We start from the raw sequence: 14,437 nt of genomic DNA on the forward strand, positions 1-14,437 counted from the left end.
CATTGGAGTAAACAACATGGCATACAGCGAAAAAGTCCTGGACCACTACGAGCATCCTCGCAATGTGGGTTCGTTCGACAAAGGCGATGAGACCGTCGGCACCGGCATGGTCGGCGCCCCCGCCTGTGGCGACGTGATGAAGCTGCAGATCAAGGTCGGCCCCGACGGCGTGATCGAGGATGCCAAGTTCAAGACCTACGGCTGTGGCTCGGCGATCGCTTCGTCGTCGCTGATCACCGAGTGGGTCAAGGGCAAGACGCTCGATGAAGCGATGTCGATCAAGAACACCGAGATCGCCGAGGAGCTGGCACTGCCGCCGGTGAAGATCCATTGCTCCATCCTTGCCGAGGATGCGATCAAGGCGGCGGTCGCGGACTACCGCAAGAAACACGGCTGAGACCGGCAACCGGCCCGGCGGCGCTGGCAGTGCCGCCCTGGCCCGACGGCGCCGCCCAGCGGCAACTCATCCTTATAGGAACTGCACATGGCACTCTCCCTTTCCGAACGCGCCGCCCAGCATGTCGCCGGCTTCCTTGCCCGCCGTGGCAAGGGCCTGGGCGTGCGGCTGGCGGTCAAGACCGCGGGTTGCTCCGGCATGGCCTACAAGCTGGAATTCGTCGACACGGCCAATGAGGCCGACCTCGTGTTCGAGAGCCACGGCGTGAAGATCTTCACCGATCCCAAATCGCTGCCGTATATCGATGGCACCGAGCTTGACTACGCCAAGGAAGGGTTGAACGAAGGCTTCAAGTTCAACAACCCGAATGTGAAGAACGAGTGCGGCTGCGGCGAGAGCTTCCACGTCTGAAGCCACTGCAGCACGCGTACGAGGGGCTGCAAGACGCCCCTTTGTCTTTTTGACGGTCGCCCTTTCCGTGCCGTGATGACTTTCGATTTCTCCCAATCCCATTTCGCGCTGTTTGCGCAGCCCGAACGTTTTGCGCTCGACCTTCCCGCGCTGGAAGCACGCTATCGCACCCTGCAAGGGCAATACCACCCCGACCGCTTCGCCAGCGGCAGCGATGCCGAAAAGCGGCTGGCGTTGCAGATCGCCACGCGCGTCAACGAAGCCTACCAGGTGCTGCGCTCGCCGCTGGCCCGCGCCCGCTATCTGCTCGAACGTGCGGGAGTCGCGACGCAGGAGGAAACCAATACCGCAATGCCGGTGGATTTCCTGATGGCGCAGATGCAATGGCGCGAGGACATCGCCGAGGCCAAGGCAAGCCGCAACGTGGCGCAACTGGAAGCGCTCGCGGGCGCCCTGCGCGAGGAGATCGGCGCGCAGGAAGCACTGCTGGGCGACCAGCTGGACCACAATGCATTGGAGCAGGCAGCCGTCAGCGTGCGCAAGCTGCGCTTCCTGGAGAAACTCGATCAGGACATCGGCGATGCCATCGAGGCACTCCTGTTCTGAGACGGCAGCATCCGCCTGCGGCAATCCGACCAACCTGCGTGCTGGCCGCCCAGCCGCGCCGTAGCCCTCGAAAAACATGGCCTTACTGCAAATCTCCGAACCCGGCCTGAGCGCCGTGCCCCACCAGCACCGACTGGCGGTCGGCATCGATCTTGGCACCACCAATTCGCTGATCGCCACCGTACGCAGCGCCAGCGCGGTCTGCCTGCCCGATGCCGCCGGGCGTGAACTGTTGCCCTCGGTGGTGCACTATGCCGCCGACGGCATGGTGACGGTGGGCCACGCCGCACAGGCGCGCCAGAACCAGGATCCGGCCAACACCGTGGTCTCGGTCAAGCGCTTCATGGGTCGCGGGCTGCGGGATGTGGCCGATGCCGCCACGCCATATCGCTTCGTCGATGAGCCAGGCATGCTCAAGCTTGTCACCGCCGCCGGCGTCAAAAGCCCGGTCGAGGTGTCCGCCGACATCCTGCGGGCACTGCGGATCCGGGCCGAGCAGACCCTGGGCGGCGAACTCGTCGGTGCCGTGGTCACCGTCCCGGCCTACTTCGACGATGCGCAGCGTCAGGCCACCAAGGATGCGGCCACGCTGGCCGGACTCAACGTGCTGCGTCTGCTGAACGAACCCACCGCGGCCGCCATCGCCTATGGCCTCGACAACGCGGCCGAAGGCACCTACGCGATCTACGACCTGGGCGGCGGTACTTTCGACGTGTCGATCCTGGAATTGACGCGCGGCGTGTTCGAGGTACGCGCCACCTCCGGGGATTCGCAGCTGGGCGGCGACGACTTCGATCACCGGTTGTATTGCTGGCTGCTCGAACAGGCCGACCTGCGCAACCTGGGCGAGCGCGACGCACGCATGCTGCTTACCCGTGCCCGTCAGGCCAAGGAGGCGCTGACCGAGCACGCCGAGACGCAGGTCACCGCCCAGCTTTCCGACGGTACGCTGCTCGACCTGACGCTGACCGCCGAGACCTTCCAGGCCATCACTGCGCATCTGGTCGACAAGACACTGCTGCCGGTGCGACGTGCCTTGCGCGATGCGCGCCTCAACCCGGCGGGCATCAAGGGGGTGGTGCTGGTCGGCGGGGCGACGCGGATGCCGCACGTGCGCCGCGCGGTGGCCGAGCTCTTCGGCCAACCGCCGCTGACCAACCTCGATCCGGACAAAGTGGTGGCCTTGGGTGCCGCGATGCAGGCCAATGTGCTCGCCGGCAACAAGGGTGACGACGAGTGGCTGCTGCTGGATGTGATCCCGTTGTCGCTGGGCCTGGAGACCATGGGTGGCCTTGTCGAGAAGATCATCCCGCGCAACAGCACCATCCCGACCGCCCGTGCCCAGGAATTCACCACCTTCAAGGACGGCCAGACCGCGATGGCGATCCACGTGCTGCAGGGCGAGCGCGAGCTGGTCAGCGATTGCCGCAGCCTTGCGCGCTTCGAACTGCGCGGCATTCCGCCCATGGTGGCGGGGGCGGCGCGTATCCGTGTCACCTTCCAGGTGGATGCGGATGGACTGCTGTCGGTCTCGGCGCGTGAACAAAGCAGCGGCGTCGAAGCCAGCGTGGTGGTGAAGCCGAGCTACGGGCTGTCCGACGACGAGATCGCCCGGATGCTCAGCGATTCGCTGCAGCATGCAGGCGACGACATGGCGGCGCGCAAGCTGGCCGAGGCGCGTGTCGAGGCCCAGGCATTGCTGGACGCCACCGTCAGCGCCCTCGCAAGCGATGGCGGTCTGCTCGCCGCCGACGAGCGCACCGCCATCGACGAGGCACTCGCCACCCTGCGCGACGCGCTTGCCGGCACGGATGCCGACGCGATCCATGCGCGGACCGAAGCGCTCAACCTCGCCACCCAGGATTTCGCCGCCCGCCGGATGGACCACGCAGTGCGCCAGGGCCTGGCCGGACACAAGATCGATGAGCTTTGACCCAGGATTGCAACCATGACCAAGATAGTGGTACTGCCGCACCCCGAACTGTGCCCCGAAGGCAAGGAGCTGGACGTCGAGCCCGGCACGTCGATCTGCAACGCCCTGCTCTATAACGACATCTTCATCGAGCACGCATGCGAGCAGTCGTGTGCTTGCACCACGTGCCATGTCGTCGTGCGCCAGGGCTTCGACAGCCTGGCGCCCGCCGAGGAGGAGGAGGAAGACCTGCTCGACAAGGCATGGGGGCTCACCTCGGTATCGCGCCTATCGTGCCAGGCCCTCGTCGCCGACGACGAGCTGGTGGTCGAAATCCCCAAGTACACCATCAATCACGCCCGCGAAAACCACTGATGGACAGCGGACCACAGGCCCGCGTCGCCGCTGCGCTCGCCGCAGCCGACATACCGGCGCAGATCGTGACCTTCGATGTGGCCACGCGCACTGCCGCCGAGGCAGCGGCCGCCATCGGCTGCGACGTGGCACAGATCGCCAAATCGGTGATCCTGCGCGCCAAGGAGAGCGGGCGGCACGTGCTGGTCATTGCCAGCGGGGTCAATCGGGTCTGTGAAAAGACCGCGGCGCAGTACGTGGGCGAGCGGATCGGCCGTGCCGACGCCGACTTCGTGCGCGTCAGGACAGGCTTTGTCATCGGCGGCGTGGCGCCGGTGGCGCACATGCATGCGCCGATCACGTTGATCGACGAGGACCTGCTGCAATTCAGCGAGATCTGGGCGGCCGCCGGCACACCGCACAGCGTGTTCAAACTCACGCCGGCTCAATTGCTGACGCTGACCGGCGGCCAGCCCGGCAAGATAAAGGAGCATTCAGAGTGAAATGGACCGACAGCCGTGAGATCGCGATCGAACTCACCGAGCGGCATCCCGATGTGGACCCGTTGCGCGTCAACTTCGTCGACCTGCGCAACTGGGTGATGGCGCTGCCCGGGTTCGACGACGACCCCAAGCGCAGCGGCGAGAAGATCCTGGAAGCCATCCAGAGCGCGTGGATCGACGAAGCCGATTGATTGAGCGTGCTGCCGCGGTCTCCCGCCATGCGGTATCGGCGGCGCCCCCTGGACCGGCGACGCTGCGGTGCCTTCAACCCGCCCGGCAATCCATGCCAATAAATACACGCGCGACCGATTTGACCGTCCTGGCTATCTGTTGCATAACGTCATGGATGACCGCCACCGCCCTGCAAGATGTCGCCCAACACCCCTCCCCCGCCTTCTGAGGAAGCCGACGCTCCGACCGCCGGCCGGCTGGTACGCCAGGTCAGGGCCGGGCTTGCCGCCGCGCTGGCGGCGACGCTGGACGAAGACAGCGCAACGGGGTTCGTGGAACGGATGGGTCAGCTGGTGGAGCAGGTGCAGAACGCCTGCGACCGCCATCCCGATCTTGCCATCGCCATGACGCTGCTGTGCCAGGAAGAGCCCTACGCGGTCCGGCATGCGGCGGATGTGGCCATCGTCAGTGAACTCGCATTGCGCAGGCTGGGCCATCCCGCCACCGACCGCCGTTCGGTGGTGGCGGCCGCGCTGTCGATGAACGTGGGCATGATCCAGCTGCAGGATCAGTTGGCCAAGCAGGATGCCACGCCGACCGCGGAGCAGCGTCAGCATATCCAGCAGCACCCACAGCACGGGCGCGATCAACTGCGCCAGCTCGGCGTGGCCGACACCCTGTGGCTCGACTGCGTGCTGCAGCACCACGAGATCCCCGACGGCAACGGCTACCCCAATCGCCTCAAAGGCGACAGCATCCGCTTCGAAGCGCGCCTGCTTGGCCTGGCCGACCGCTACTGCGCGTTGCTCACGCAGAATGCCTGGCGCAACGCGCAGCGGCCGGACAGCGCCTTGCAGCAGACGCTGTCCGGCGACCTGGACACCAAGCTGGGATGGCTGCTCACCCAGACCCTGGGCATCTATCCCCCCGGCGCCGTGGTGCAATTGCTCAATGGCGAGATCGGCGTGGTCAAGCGCCCGGGCACCATCGAAAGCACGCCGTTGGTCACCGCGCTGTTCGATGCGCAGGGCCGCCAGCTGGTGCAGCGCGTGGAACGCGACACGCGCCAGGAGGACTACATGGTCACCGGGGTGCTCGATGCGCAGAAGGTAGGGCGCTTCTTCCGGCTGATCGAGGTCTGGGGGGAAGAGGCGGTCGGCGCCCAGCTCGACCGTCCATAACACGCGACCCCGCTCAGACCGGCCGGCGGTGCTGCGCGCGGAATTCATCCCGCGTCACGGTGCCGTTCCTGTCCTGATCCAGCGCTTCGAAGCGGGCCTGCACCTGCCGGGTGAACTCGGCACGCGTCACGTCGCCTTGCGGCCAATGCGCATGATGATGCCGATGGTGGCGCATCGGTCGATGTGCCTCGCGCTCCGCGCTGGTCAGCACGCCATTGCGATCGCTGTCGAGCTTCTCGAACCGCGCCTTGGCCTTGTCGAGATACTGCGCCATGTTCACGTCGCCCTGCACGGCCTGGAACTTCGCCCGCCTCAGTTCGCGCACCGACGCACGCTCGGCCTGGGTCACCACGCCGTCATGATTGGCGTCAAGCCGGTCGAAACGCGCCTGCGCCGCCGCAACGAACTGCTCGCGCGACAGGTCGTGCACCGCATGCCTGCCCGCCCGGTCCGGCTCGTTCGCCACCGCAACCCCTGCTGCCAGGCCCGCTGCCGCCAACACCATGATCCACCGTTTCATTGTTGCGCTCCTTCGTAGCAAAATGCCGGCGCTGCGCCGACCTGCCCGATAACGCGCCCTCACGCCACCGGTTGACAGCGGCCCCTCCCACGTTTCCAAAAGGAATGCCATGAATTTCGCCGACAACCTTGCCAGCCTGCCCCCGGTCGACCATCTGAGCGCGCTCGAACTGCTGGAGGGCGATGCCGTAGTCGCCCGCATCGAAAACAAGCCCGGCCAGGCCGGCAGCCTGGGGGTGTACCACGCGCTGTACCAGGATTTCGGCGCCATCGACAGCGTTGCAGCCGACCGCGGGCTGCGCCTGTATGCCGAGCACACCGCCGACGCCGCTGCCCATCCGGGCAAGCACCCCAATATCGACCGCCTCATCGCCTTGCGCGAGAACGGCCAGCCATTGGCCGTGCGCCTGATCCTTGCTTAGTGACAAGACGGTTGTCCCCCCTGCCGTGCTCCAGTACAATCGCGACCTTCGCCGGTGTAGCTCAGTTGGTAGAGCACCTGACTTGTAATCAGGGGGTCGCGAGTTCGATTCCTGCCGCCGGCACCAATCAAGACGCGGGTTCCATCTGGAACCCGCGTTTGCTTTTGGCAGGCCATGCCGGACAACTGCCCCATCGGGCAACCGGCCGGCCCGCAACACCCATCCCCCCTACGGCACGACGCCGGCACCGCTATGGTGGCAGCACAGCGTCCTCCTCATCGGCGCAGACAGGCCCGCATCGGGCAGGCGCCGTCGAGTTGTACCGTCCTTCCGATTCGACGTCCATCACAGGCTGCTGGCCGTGCCGGGCCCTCCATGGAGCAGTCTGGACCATGACGCCCAGAACCATCGCCCATCGCGTCATGTCCATTCACGGACCCTGTAACCCCGCCCCACCCTGCCCATCCAATTGCCACCGCTGGAAAGGCGTCGGCGTGCGCAGATGGTAGTACCAACAGGCTGTCGGCGCCCCGCGCCCGACCCATGCGTCGGCAAAGGAGCCGGCCTCCGTCCCCTCGGACTGTACAGCGGGGCTGCGTGGGTTGCATGCATCAACCAACCATCGCCGGACAAGGACTGATATGCCGCCTTCCAGCACTGTCACCCTGAGACCTGCCACCCTGGTCGATCTGGCACTGCTGCGGCGCTGGGACGAAGCGCCGCAGGTGATTGCCTCCGACCCGCACGACGATTGGGGCTGGGAAACCGAGTTGCAACGCAGCCCGCCGTGGCGCGAACAATGGATCGCCGAGGTGGGCGGCGTGCCGATCGGCTTCATCCAGATCATCGACCCGGCGCAGGAGGCAAGCCATTACTGGGGGACGGTGCCGGCCAACCTGCGCGCGGTGGATATCTGGATCGGCGAGGCCGCCTACCTGGGGCAAGGCCACGGCACCCGCATGATGCAGCTGGCACTGCAGCGCTGCTTCGCCGCCCCGCAGGTGACCGCAGTGCTGATCGACCCGCTTGCAAGCAATACCGCGTCGCACCGTTTCTACGAACGCCTGGGCTTCAAGTACGTCGAGCGCAGGCAGCTGGGGTTGGACGAATGCCTGATCTATCAGCTGTCGCGGACCGATTGGGAAACCGCCGGCCAGGACGCGCAGCCTGGCGGCCCCCATGCCACCGCGGCATCGGATGTCTGATCAGGCGCCGACCGGCGACACTTGGCCCGACGTTGGCGACATGGCCGCCCAGACCGCGCTACTGTCGGCGTCGTGGCATCGGTGCTGGACAGCGCTCGGTTTGTCAGGCGATGGGACGGTGTTGATGACGCAGTTGCTTGCCGCCTATCAGGCGCCACAGCGCCAGTACCATACCTTGCAGCATCTGTCGGAATGCTTGGCGCTACTGTCGCGCCATGCCGCGCTGGCGGAGCAGCCGGCGGAAGTGGAAATGGCGTTGTGGTTCCACGATGCCGTCTACGCCGCGACAGCTGGCGACAACGAAGCGTGCAGCAGCGCCTGGGTCGCATCATCGCTCGGCCTCGCCGGCGCCGCGCCTGCGCGTATCGAACGCATCAGCCGGCTTGTGCTGGCCACCCGGCACACCCTCCTGCCGCAAGGCCGCGACGCGCAGTTGCTGGTCGATATCGATCTTGCCATCCTGGGTGCGCCACCGGCGCGCTTTGAGCAATACGAGGCGCAGGTCCGCGCGGAGTATGGTTGGGTGCCTGGATCGCTGTTCCGCCGCGGGCGCCGTGCCATCCTGGCGCACTTCCTTGCCCGCGATCCGCTCTACCACACGCCCCACTTGCAGGCGGCCTTCGCGGCACAGGCCAGGAAAAACCTGATCCATGCGTTGCAGCGCCTTGCAGCAGGTCCAGGTTGCTGAGGCATCGCGTCCGAAGCCGCGGATAAGGTGCGACCCAGTGCCGGTCCACCTGCGTCGCTGATCAGATTGGGAATCATCGCGGCCCGGGCGCCGATGCCAGGGCTGGGCCTGGTGGCAGTGCTCGGGGTGATCCGAGCATGCCATCCCGATCGCCCGGTGCCACGTCATGCCATCAAACCGCGCCGCTGCCGCATCGTTGGCAGCGGCAACCGTGGCAGCAGTGCTACTTCTGCGTTTCGGCTTCCGCTTTGCCCGAACGGGTGAATACATCCTGCCCCTGTTGGATCTGCCCTGGACTGGTCGTGCCGTTGCTGACCAATTGCCAGAGCGTAGTGATCCTGCCCTGGTAATAAAAACCGGTCCAAGCCGTAATCGAATTGCACGATTGCACCGCGTTGCGCCAGAGTACGGTAAAGGTGATGGCATTGCCCAATACCCAACCAGTGACCGGGTATGGCGTATTCTGGCAACCAAAGCCTGCGGCCCGGTTGATATAGGTGCCGGTCAGCTGCCCCGACGCGCTGACATTGTCGATATACAGGGTCGAACCACGTTGATTGGTCCAGGCCGAGAGGCTGCGTACCGAATCATCCGCTTCAGCCGCCCCCCCGATTCCGGGCAACAGCGCAAGCAGCCCAAAGCCGATGCCAATCAAGCTCCGTGCGACTTTCATGATTGCGTCTCCAATAGAAACTTACTGATTACGTTCGAATTTTTGCGAGCCTGAGAAAGCACGCTTCCCGAGCGTAGTTCAGTGCGCATCAGCTTTGTCATCAATCAGCAATCAAGAAGATGGATGGCATAACACCGGAATTCCGCGATTCCCATTTTTTTATTTCCAATCAAGAAAGCAACTTCCGACTGTCGGCACAATAAGGCAGACGGTATGCAAATTTCGAAAAGAAACGTACATAATCAAGCTCACAAACGCCACTCATGCTTTCAACACGGCGTTTAGCCATACCAATTCTCGACCGGGGGAATCTCATGAGCTGGTTTTATGTTTTTATCGCCCTTTGCTCCATCACCGGTTTCCTGCACGGCATGGACCGGCTTGCACAGCAGCATCGGTATTGGCAGGGGTTGCCTTTTCTGAAGCAATATTCGTCCCGCCACCCCTGGGCACGGCGCAACGGCGCCGCCTGCTGCTACAAGTGCGGTTGCGATGAATTGCTGGATGTGGGTCTGAGCCGCGTCGGTGACTATCGACGCCGGATTGTGTGCAACCAGTGCAGAACGCCACTGTGGCGCGAGGAAGACGAAGCCTGAGCGCCGGCTTGATACCGATGCTGCGGTTGCAGTCGCATCGCTGCACCGGCCTCCCCATATAAGAAGACCAAGACCAGTCGTCTACTGCAGGCCCCCGCCATTGGGGGCCTTTTGTTTTTGCACCGGATCAGGCGCTTTTGCTGCACGCGGGCGCCACCGGCCACCAGCACGCGACACCGCACAGGTGCGAGGCCGGCATTGGCAGGCCGACCGCATCGGGCTTACCCGGTAGGGGACAACGCGCGATATGATGGATGCACAGGGAGGGGTAAACCATGGCGCTTGTGATTTTCCTTGCACTGATCGCGGTCATCGCGCTCTATTTCATTTCGCTCTACAACAATCTGGTTGCGCTCAAGCATGGCGTGGCTCGGGCCTGGTCCAATATCGACGTGCTGATGAAACAGCGGCACGATGAATTGCCCAAGCTGGTGGAAGCCTGCCGGCAATACATGCGCTTCGAATCGGAAACGCTGGAACGGGTGATGCGCGCCCGTGCCGAGGTGGCAAGCGCGCGGGAAGCACGCGACATCCCGGCGCTGGGCGGGGCCGAGACCGCGCTGCGCGCCGGCCTTGGTCAGCTGTTCGCCACCGTCGAGGCCTATCCGGAGCTGTCGGCCAACGAGCATTTCCGTCATCTGCTGGCACGCATCACCGAACTGGAGGATGCGATTGCCGACCGGCGCGAAACCTATAACGATGCGGTCAACCTCAACAACGTGCGCATCGAGCAGTTTCCCGATGCGTTGATCGCGCATGGGTTCAACTTCGGCGCCGCCCGCCCGCTGCATTTCAAGGAAGCGGAAAAGAGCGACGTGGACGTGAAGCAGCTGTTCCAGGGTTGAAACGGCGATGCTGCATGCCGTGATGCGGCTGTCCCGGCAGGACTGGGCCCGCTGGCACGCTGTGGCCGGCGCGCTGGCGCTGCTGACCGTGGCCTGGTTTTCCCACTCGCGCACCGTATGGCAGACCTGCCTGGGCCTGCTTGCGCTGCTCTGCCTGGCAAGCTGGCATACAACACGCCGTCGCTATCTCGCCATCGCCAACACACCGGAAGCGAACATCGGCAGTGCCAGCCAGGGCTATGCGCGTCTGGGCGGCCGCGCCCAGCCTTTGGATGGCGTGCCGTTGGTCTCGCCACTCGGGAACGCCTGCGTGTGGTACCGCTGCGTGACCGAAGCGACACGTTCGTCAAACCGCTGGGAGACGGTGGAGGTCCTGGAAAGCGAGTACAGCTTCTTGCTCGATGACGGCAGTGGCAGCTGCATCGTCGACCCGGATGGCGCCTTGCTGGACCCGGGTGAACCGCACGAGGTGCATTCGCCGGAGCTGCGTCGGCGCGAGTGGTGGATCTTTCCCGGGCAGCCGCTCGAAGCGCTGGGCGAGTTTGCCACCCAGCACACCGACCGCTCGGCCGGTGCACAGCGCGCCAGCATCGCCGGCCGTCTGGCGGACTGGAAGCATGATCGTCGCGCCCTGCTCAGCCGCTTCGACCGGGACGGCAATGGTGAGATCGATCTACAGGAATGGGAACACGCCCGGCTTGCCGCCCAGACGGAAATCCAACGCGAAACGATCAACAGCGCAGAGCGGCAGCGCGCCCACCTGCTGCGCCGCCCGCCGCACGGCGCGCCGTTTCTGATCACCACCAACGGCCTGGACCGGCTTGCGCAGCGCCATCGTCACTGGTCCTGGTTCCATCTGACCGCCGCGATCCTGGCGCTGCATGCGATATGGCTGCTGCAGCGCCATCCGCAATGGCTCCCAATGTAGTGCGTCAGGCATAACGGCCCCCGGCCACATCCCTGCCTGGCTGGCGGCCATCGGCATCGCCCGACACCGCAATCGGGGCGCGGTTTCTGGCCAAGGCAAGGGCGTGCGGCTTTCAGACGGTGGCCATGGACCCGGCATTGCATCGCCACTACACCACGCAGTGCCGCCAGTTCGACTTCTGCCTGGGGACGGCCACTGGAATCCGCTGGCGCACGCGCTGGCGAGCAAGGCGCTCAGCAGGCTGTTCCAACGCTGATTCACAGGGTGCGACGCAGCGCAGCGTGCCGGAGCATGGCGGATTGCCTGATAAAATGCCCGCTTTACGCCCAGCCGCCCTGCCCATCCCATGCGCATCGCCCTTGCCCAGTTCAACGCCACGGTCGGCGATCTTGCCGGCAATCTCGACCAGATCCTCACCGCCGCCCATGAGGCGCGCGCACGCGGCGCCGACGTGCTGCTCACCCCGGAACTCGCGCTGACCGGCTACCCGCCGGAAGACCTGCTGCTGCGCCCGGCCTTCCTTGCGGATTGCGCCCGTGCGATCGGGCGGCTGATCGACGAGGTGGACGGCATCACACTGGTGGTGGGGCACCCATGCGCCGCCGGCGACGTGCGTTTCAATGCCGCCACGGTGATCCGCGACGGGCATGTGCTGGGGCGGTACGAGAAGATGCTGCTGCCCAACGATGCGGTGTTCGACGAAGTGCGCTACTTCACCCCGGGCGCCACGCCGCTGGTGTTCGAGCAATCCGGCGTACGGATCGGTGTCCTGATCTGCGAAGACCTGTGGGATGTGGAGCCGGCCGCCGCCGCGCACGACGAAGGCGCCGAACTCCTGCTGGTGCTCAACGCCTCGCCGTACCATCAGGGCAAGGAAGCCATCCGCCAGCGCGTCGCGGCCGAACGGATCGAGGAGACCGGTCTACCGGTGATCTATGTGAACCTGGTCGGCGGCCAGGATGAACTGGTGTTCGACGGCCATTCCTTCGCCATGGACCGTGCCGGCCAGCTGGTGGCGCGGCTGCCGGCGTTCGAACCGGCGCTGGCCCTGGTGACGTTCGACGATGGCGATCTAGGCGCCGGCGCAGTGGCGCCGACGCCGGACGACGAGGAAAGCGTCTACCGCGCGCTGCTGCTGGGCATTCGCGACTATATCGGCAAGAACGGCTTTCCCGGGGTGTTGCTGGGGCTGTCGGGCGGGATCGATTCGGCGTTGACATTGGCGCTGGCGTGCGATGCGCTGGGGCCGGAACGGGTGCATGCGGTGATGATGCCGTCGCGCTACACCGCCGACATCAGCGTCACCGATTCACGCGAGATGATCGCGCGCCTGGGTTGCCGGTACACCGAGATCGAGATCTGGCCGATGTACGAGGCATTCATGGCCGGGCTTGCCCCCCAGTTTGCCGGCAGCGCCATCGACACCACCGAGGAAAACCTGCAAAGCCGCATCCGCGGCACGCTGCTGATGGCGCTCTCCAACAAGAGCGGCCAACTGGTGCTGACCACCGGCAACAAGAGCGAGATGACCACCGGCTACGCCACGCTGTATGGCGACATGGCCGGCGGCTACGCCGTGCTCAAGGACGTGGCCAAGACACTGGTGTTCCGGCTGGCGCGCTGGCGCAACCAGAGCACCGCCTTCGCACAGCGGGAGGTGATCCCCGAGCGCATCATCACCCGCCCGCCATCGGCCGAACTGCGGCCGGACCAGCTGGACCAGGACAGCCTGCCACCCTACGAGGTCCTGGACGCCATCCTCGCGGCCTATGTCGAGGAAAACCTTTCCCGCGCCGAGATCGTGCAGCGCGGGCATGCCCAGCAGGATGTGGACCGCGTGGTATGGCTGCTCAAGACCAACGAATACAAGCGGCGCCAGGCACCGGTCGGCCCCCGAGTGACGGACCGTGCCTTCGGTCGCGACTGGCGCATGCCGATCACCAACCGCTGGGCCCGTTGAGCTGCATCCATCGCGTGCGGCACCCCACCGGTGCCGCAAGCCTGCGGGGCATCAAATACGCCACGACGCCGGCACGCTATCGTCGCCATTGCAGGCACGCTGGCGTCATCGCGTCATGCAGGCAGCGCGGCCCCGCTGCGCTGGAAACGCGCTTAATTCCAATGCGGCATCCTTCGATGCAAAATGAAACTTTTCCGTTATAACGGCAAGCACCAATATCCGTGGCATTGTTCATCGACCATACTGCACGCGGTTGTCGGCATACCCGCAGGGCTGCTTCGTGATCACCTTCCAGAACATCCACAAATCCTTCCGCGTCGCCGGCCGGGACGTGCCCGCGCTCAATGGCATCGATTTCGGGATCGACGCCGGCGAAGTGTTTGGCATCATCGGCCACTCCGGCGCAGGTAAATCCACGCTGGTGCGTCTGATCAACCTGCTGGAACGCCCCAGCCAGGGCCAGGTGCTGATCGACGGGCGCGACATCACCACACTGCCCGAGGCCGGGCTGCGCGAGCTGCGGCGCGGCATCGGCATGATCTTCCAGCACTTCAACCTGCTGTCTTCCAAGACCGTGGCCGAGAACGTGGCGTTTCCGCTGAAGCTGGCAGGTACGCGCAGCCAGGCCGCCATCGCCGAGCGCGTGACCGCGCTGCTGGCGCGCGTCGGCCTTACCGAGCATGCCGACAAGTACCCGGCGCAGCTGTCCGGTGGCCAGAAGCAGCGCGTCGGCATCGCGCGCGCGCTGGCCACCGAACCCAGCATCCTGCTGTGCGACGAGGCCACCAGCGCGCTCGATCCGCAGACCACGCGCTCGGTGCTGCGGCTCTTGGCCGAGATCAACCGCGAGCTGGGGCTGACCATCGTGATCATCACCCACGAGATGGACGTGGTGCGCACGGTATGCGACCGGGTGGCAGTGCTCGATGCCGGCCGGGTGGTGGAACTGGGCCCGGTGGCCGAGGTGTTCCTGCACCCGCAGCACCCGACCACACGTCGCTTTGTGCTGGAGGCAGAACACGTGGACGAAGGCGAGCAGCTGGACGACTACGCTCACGTGCCGGGC

At 65.3% G+C, this 14,437-nt stretch carries 17 protein-coding genes, 1 tRNA gene and 1 pseudogene; 17 read left to right on the forward strand and 2 right to left on the reverse strand.

Features of this window, described 5'->3' with window-relative positions:
* The first annotated feature begins 16 nt into the window (after nucleotides 1-16).
* From iscU to N8I74_RS16390, 8 genes are all read left to right on the forward strand, one after another.
* On the forward strand, nucleotides 17-397 hold the full coding sequence (gene iscU, locus N8I74_RS16355; protein WP_263124195.1) for a Fe-S cluster assembly scaffold IscU: 381 nt from the start codon (nucleotides 17-19) through the stop codon (nucleotides 395-397).
* Nucleotides 398-484: 87 nt separating this feature from the next.
* Nucleotides 485-808: an iron-sulfur cluster assembly protein IscA gene (gene iscA, locus N8I74_RS16360; RefSeq protein WP_263124197.1), complete on the forward strand. Its 324-nt coding sequence runs from the start codon at nucleotides 485-487 to the stop codon at nucleotides 806-808.
* Between the two features lie 75 nt (nucleotides 809-883).
* Nucleotides 884-1,414 carry a Fe-S protein assembly co-chaperone HscB gene (hscB, locus tag N8I74_RS16365; RefSeq protein ID WP_263124198.1) on the forward strand — a complete coding sequence of 177 codons (531 nt, stop codon included), beginning with the start codon at nucleotides 884-886 and terminating at the stop codon, nucleotides 1,412-1,414.
* 76 nt (nucleotides 1,415-1,490) lie between these two features.
* Nucleotides 1,491-3,347 carry a Fe-S protein assembly chaperone HscA gene (gene hscA, locus N8I74_RS16370; protein ID WP_263124200.1) on the forward strand — a complete coding sequence of 619 codons (1,857 nt, stop codon included), beginning with the start codon at nucleotides 1,491-1,493 and terminating at the stop codon, nucleotides 3,345-3,347.
* A 15-nt stretch (nucleotides 3,348-3,362) separates the two neighbouring features.
* Complete coding sequence (fdx, locus tag N8I74_RS16375; RefSeq protein WP_263124201.1) at nucleotides 3,363-3,701, forward strand: ISC system 2Fe-2S type ferredoxin; 339 nt, start codon at nucleotides 3,363-3,365, stop codon at nucleotides 3,699-3,701.
* The gene (locus tag N8I74_RS16380; protein ID WP_263124202.1) at nucleotides 3,701-4,183 is read left to right on the forward strand and encodes a YbaK/EbsC family protein; all 483 of its coding nucleotides are present in this window, start codon (nucleotides 3,701-3,703) and stop codon (nucleotides 4,181-4,183) included. The genes fdx and N8I74_RS16380 overlap by 1 nt, the downstream gene beginning before the upstream one ends.
* Complete coding sequence (gene iscX, locus N8I74_RS16385) at nucleotides 4,180-4,374, forward strand: Fe-S cluster assembly protein IscX (RefSeq protein ID WP_263124203.1); 195 nt, start codon at nucleotides 4,180-4,182, stop codon at nucleotides 4,372-4,374. Before N8I74_RS16380 ends, iscX begins: the two co-directional genes overlap by 4 nt.
* Before the next feature lie 177 nt (nucleotides 4,375-4,551).
* Nucleotides 4,552-5,535, forward strand: coding sequence for an HD-GYP domain-containing protein (locus N8I74_RS16390; protein ID WP_263124204.1), 984 nt, complete (start codon nucleotides 4,552-4,554; stop codon nucleotides 5,533-5,535).
* Between the two features lie 13 nt (nucleotides 5,536-5,548).
* Here the strand turns inward: N8I74_RS16390 and N8I74_RS16395 are convergent, their stop codons facing one another.
* Nucleotides 5,549-6,055, reverse strand: coding sequence for an EF-hand domain-containing protein (locus N8I74_RS16395; protein WP_263124206.1), 507 nt, complete (start codon nucleotides 6,053-6,055; stop codon nucleotides 5,549-5,551).
* 109 nt (nucleotides 6,056-6,164) lie between these two features.
* Here N8I74_RS16395 and N8I74_RS16400 point away from each other — a divergent pair, with 109 nt between their 5' ends.
* The 4 genes from N8I74_RS16400 (at nucleotide 6,165) to N8I74_RS16415 (ending at nucleotide 8,369) form a co-directional block, all read left to right on the forward strand.
* The gene (locus tag N8I74_RS16400) at nucleotides 6,165-6,476 is read left to right on the forward strand and encodes a DUF2322 family protein (protein ID WP_263124207.1); all 312 of its coding nucleotides are present in this window, start codon (nucleotides 6,165-6,167) and stop codon (nucleotides 6,474-6,476) included.
* Between the two features lie 50 nt (nucleotides 6,477-6,526).
* Nucleotides 6,527-6,602: transfer RNA gene (locus N8I74_RS16405), tRNA-Thr, on the forward strand.
* A gap of 515 nt (nucleotides 6,603-7,117) precedes the next feature.
* On the forward strand, nucleotides 7,118-7,681 hold the full coding sequence (locus N8I74_RS16410) for a GNAT family N-acetyltransferase (RefSeq protein WP_263124208.1): 564 nt from the start codon (nucleotides 7,118-7,120) through the stop codon (nucleotides 7,679-7,681).
* Nucleotides 7,682-7,805: 124 nt separating this feature from the next.
* The gene (locus N8I74_RS16415) at nucleotides 7,806-8,369 is read left to right on the forward strand and encodes an HD domain-containing protein (protein WP_263124209.1); all 564 of its coding nucleotides are present in this window, start codon (nucleotides 7,806-7,808) and stop codon (nucleotides 8,367-8,369) included.
* Nucleotides 8,370-8,592: 223 nt separating this feature from the next.
* Here N8I74_RS16415 and N8I74_RS16420 read toward each other — a convergent pair whose 3' ends face one another.
* On the reverse strand, nucleotides 8,593-9,042 hold the full coding sequence (locus N8I74_RS16420) for an avidin/streptavidin family protein (protein ID WP_263124210.1): 450 nt from the start codon (nucleotides 9,040-9,042) through the stop codon (nucleotides 8,593-8,595).
* Between the two features lie 314 nt (nucleotides 9,043-9,356).
* Here N8I74_RS16420 and N8I74_RS16425 point away from each other — a divergent pair, with 314 nt between their 5' ends.
* The 5 genes and pseudogenes from N8I74_RS16425 to N8I74_RS16445 form a co-directional block, all read left to right on the forward strand.
* Nucleotides 9,357-9,638 carry a hypothetical protein gene (locus N8I74_RS16425; RefSeq protein WP_263124211.1) on the forward strand — a complete coding sequence of 94 codons (282 nt, stop codon included), beginning with the start codon at nucleotides 9,357-9,359 and terminating at the stop codon, nucleotides 9,636-9,638.
* 275 nt (nucleotides 9,639-9,913) lie between these two features.
* The gene (locus N8I74_RS16430; RefSeq protein WP_263124212.1) at nucleotides 9,914-10,483 is read left to right on the forward strand and encodes a LemA family protein; all 570 of its coding nucleotides are present in this window, start codon (nucleotides 9,914-9,916) and stop codon (nucleotides 10,481-10,483) included.
* Between the two features lie 7 nt (nucleotides 10,484-10,490).
* The gene (locus N8I74_RS16435; protein ID WP_263124214.1) at nucleotides 10,491-11,411 is read left to right on the forward strand and encodes an E3 ubiquitin ligase family protein; all 921 of its coding nucleotides are present in this window, start codon (nucleotides 10,491-10,493) and stop codon (nucleotides 11,409-11,411) included.
* Between the two features lie 346 nt (nucleotides 11,412-11,757).
* Nucleotides 11,758-13,371 (forward strand): NAD+ synthase, encoded by a 1,614-nt coding sequence (locus tag N8I74_RS16440; protein ID WP_263124215.1) that lies wholly within the window; start codon nucleotides 11,758-11,760, stop codon nucleotides 13,369-13,371.
* 280 nt (nucleotides 13,372-13,651) lie between these two features.
* A pseudogene (locus N8I74_RS16445) lies at nucleotides 13,652-14,386 on the forward strand (methionine ABC transporter ATP-binding protein); the annotation flags it as partial.
* Nucleotides 14,387-14,437: the final 51 nt, after the last annotated feature.

Source organism: Chitiniphilus purpureus, assembly GCF_025642115.1.
Lineage (GTDB): Bacteria > Pseudomonadota > Gammaproteobacteria > Burkholderiales > Chitinibacteraceae > Chitiniphilus > Chitiniphilus purpureus.

Excerpts from the sequence above, each read along its gene's own strand:
- iscU (WP_263124195.1), top strand. The coding sequence starts at position 17 with ATGGCATACAGCGAAAAAGTCCTGGACCACTACGAGCATCCTCGCAAT.
- iscA (WP_263124197.1), top strand. The coding sequence starts at position 485 with ATGGCACTCTCCCTTTCCGAACGCGCCGCCCAGCATGTCGCCGGCTTC.
- hscB (WP_263124198.1), top strand. The coding sequence starts at position 884 with ATGACTTTCGATTTCTCCCAATCCCATTTCGCGCTGTTTGCGCAGCCC.
- hscA (WP_263124200.1), top strand. The coding sequence starts at position 1,491 with ATGGCCTTACTGCAAATCTCCGAACCCGGCCTGAGCGCCGTGCCCCAC.
- fdx (WP_263124201.1), top strand. The coding sequence starts at position 3,363 with ATGACCAAGATAGTGGTACTGCCGCACCCCGAACTGTGCCCCGAAGGC.
- N8I74_RS16380 (WP_263124202.1), top strand. The coding sequence starts at position 3,701 with ATGGACAGCGGACCACAGGCCCGCGTCGCCGCTGCGCTCGCCGCAGCC.
- N8I74_RS16390 (WP_263124204.1), top strand. The coding sequence starts at position 4,552 with ATGTCGCCCAACACCCCTCCCCCGCCTTCTGAGGAAGCCGACGCTCCG.
- N8I74_RS16395 (WP_263124206.1), bottom strand. The coding sequence starts at position 6,055 with ATGAAACGGTGGATCATGGTGTTGGCGGCAGCGGGCCTGGCAGCAGGG.
- N8I74_RS16400 (WP_263124207.1), top strand. The coding sequence starts at position 6,165 with ATGAATTTCGCCGACAACCTTGCCAGCCTGCCCCCGGTCGACCATCTG.
- N8I74_RS16410 (WP_263124208.1), top strand. The coding sequence starts at position 7,118 with ATGCCGCCTTCCAGCACTGTCACCCTGAGACCTGCCACCCTGGTCGAT.
- N8I74_RS16415 (WP_263124209.1), top strand. The coding sequence starts at position 7,806 with ATGACGCAGTTGCTTGCCGCCTATCAGGCGCCACAGCGCCAGTACCAT.
- N8I74_RS16420 (WP_263124210.1), bottom strand. The coding sequence starts at position 9,042 with ATGAAAGTCGCACGGAGCTTGATTGGCATCGGCTTTGGGCTGCTTGCG.
- N8I74_RS16425 (WP_263124211.1), top strand. The coding sequence starts at position 9,357 with ATGAGCTGGTTTTATGTTTTTATCGCCCTTTGCTCCATCACCGGTTTC.
- N8I74_RS16430 (WP_263124212.1), top strand. The coding sequence starts at position 9,914 with ATGGCGCTTGTGATTTTCCTTGCACTGATCGCGGTCATCGCGCTCTAT.
- N8I74_RS16435 (WP_263124214.1), top strand. The coding sequence starts at position 10,491 with ATGCTGCATGCCGTGATGCGGCTGTCCCGGCAGGACTGGGCCCGCTGG.
- N8I74_RS16440 (WP_263124215.1), top strand. The coding sequence starts at position 11,758 with ATGCGCATCGCCCTTGCCCAGTTCAACGCCACGGTCGGCGATCTTGCC.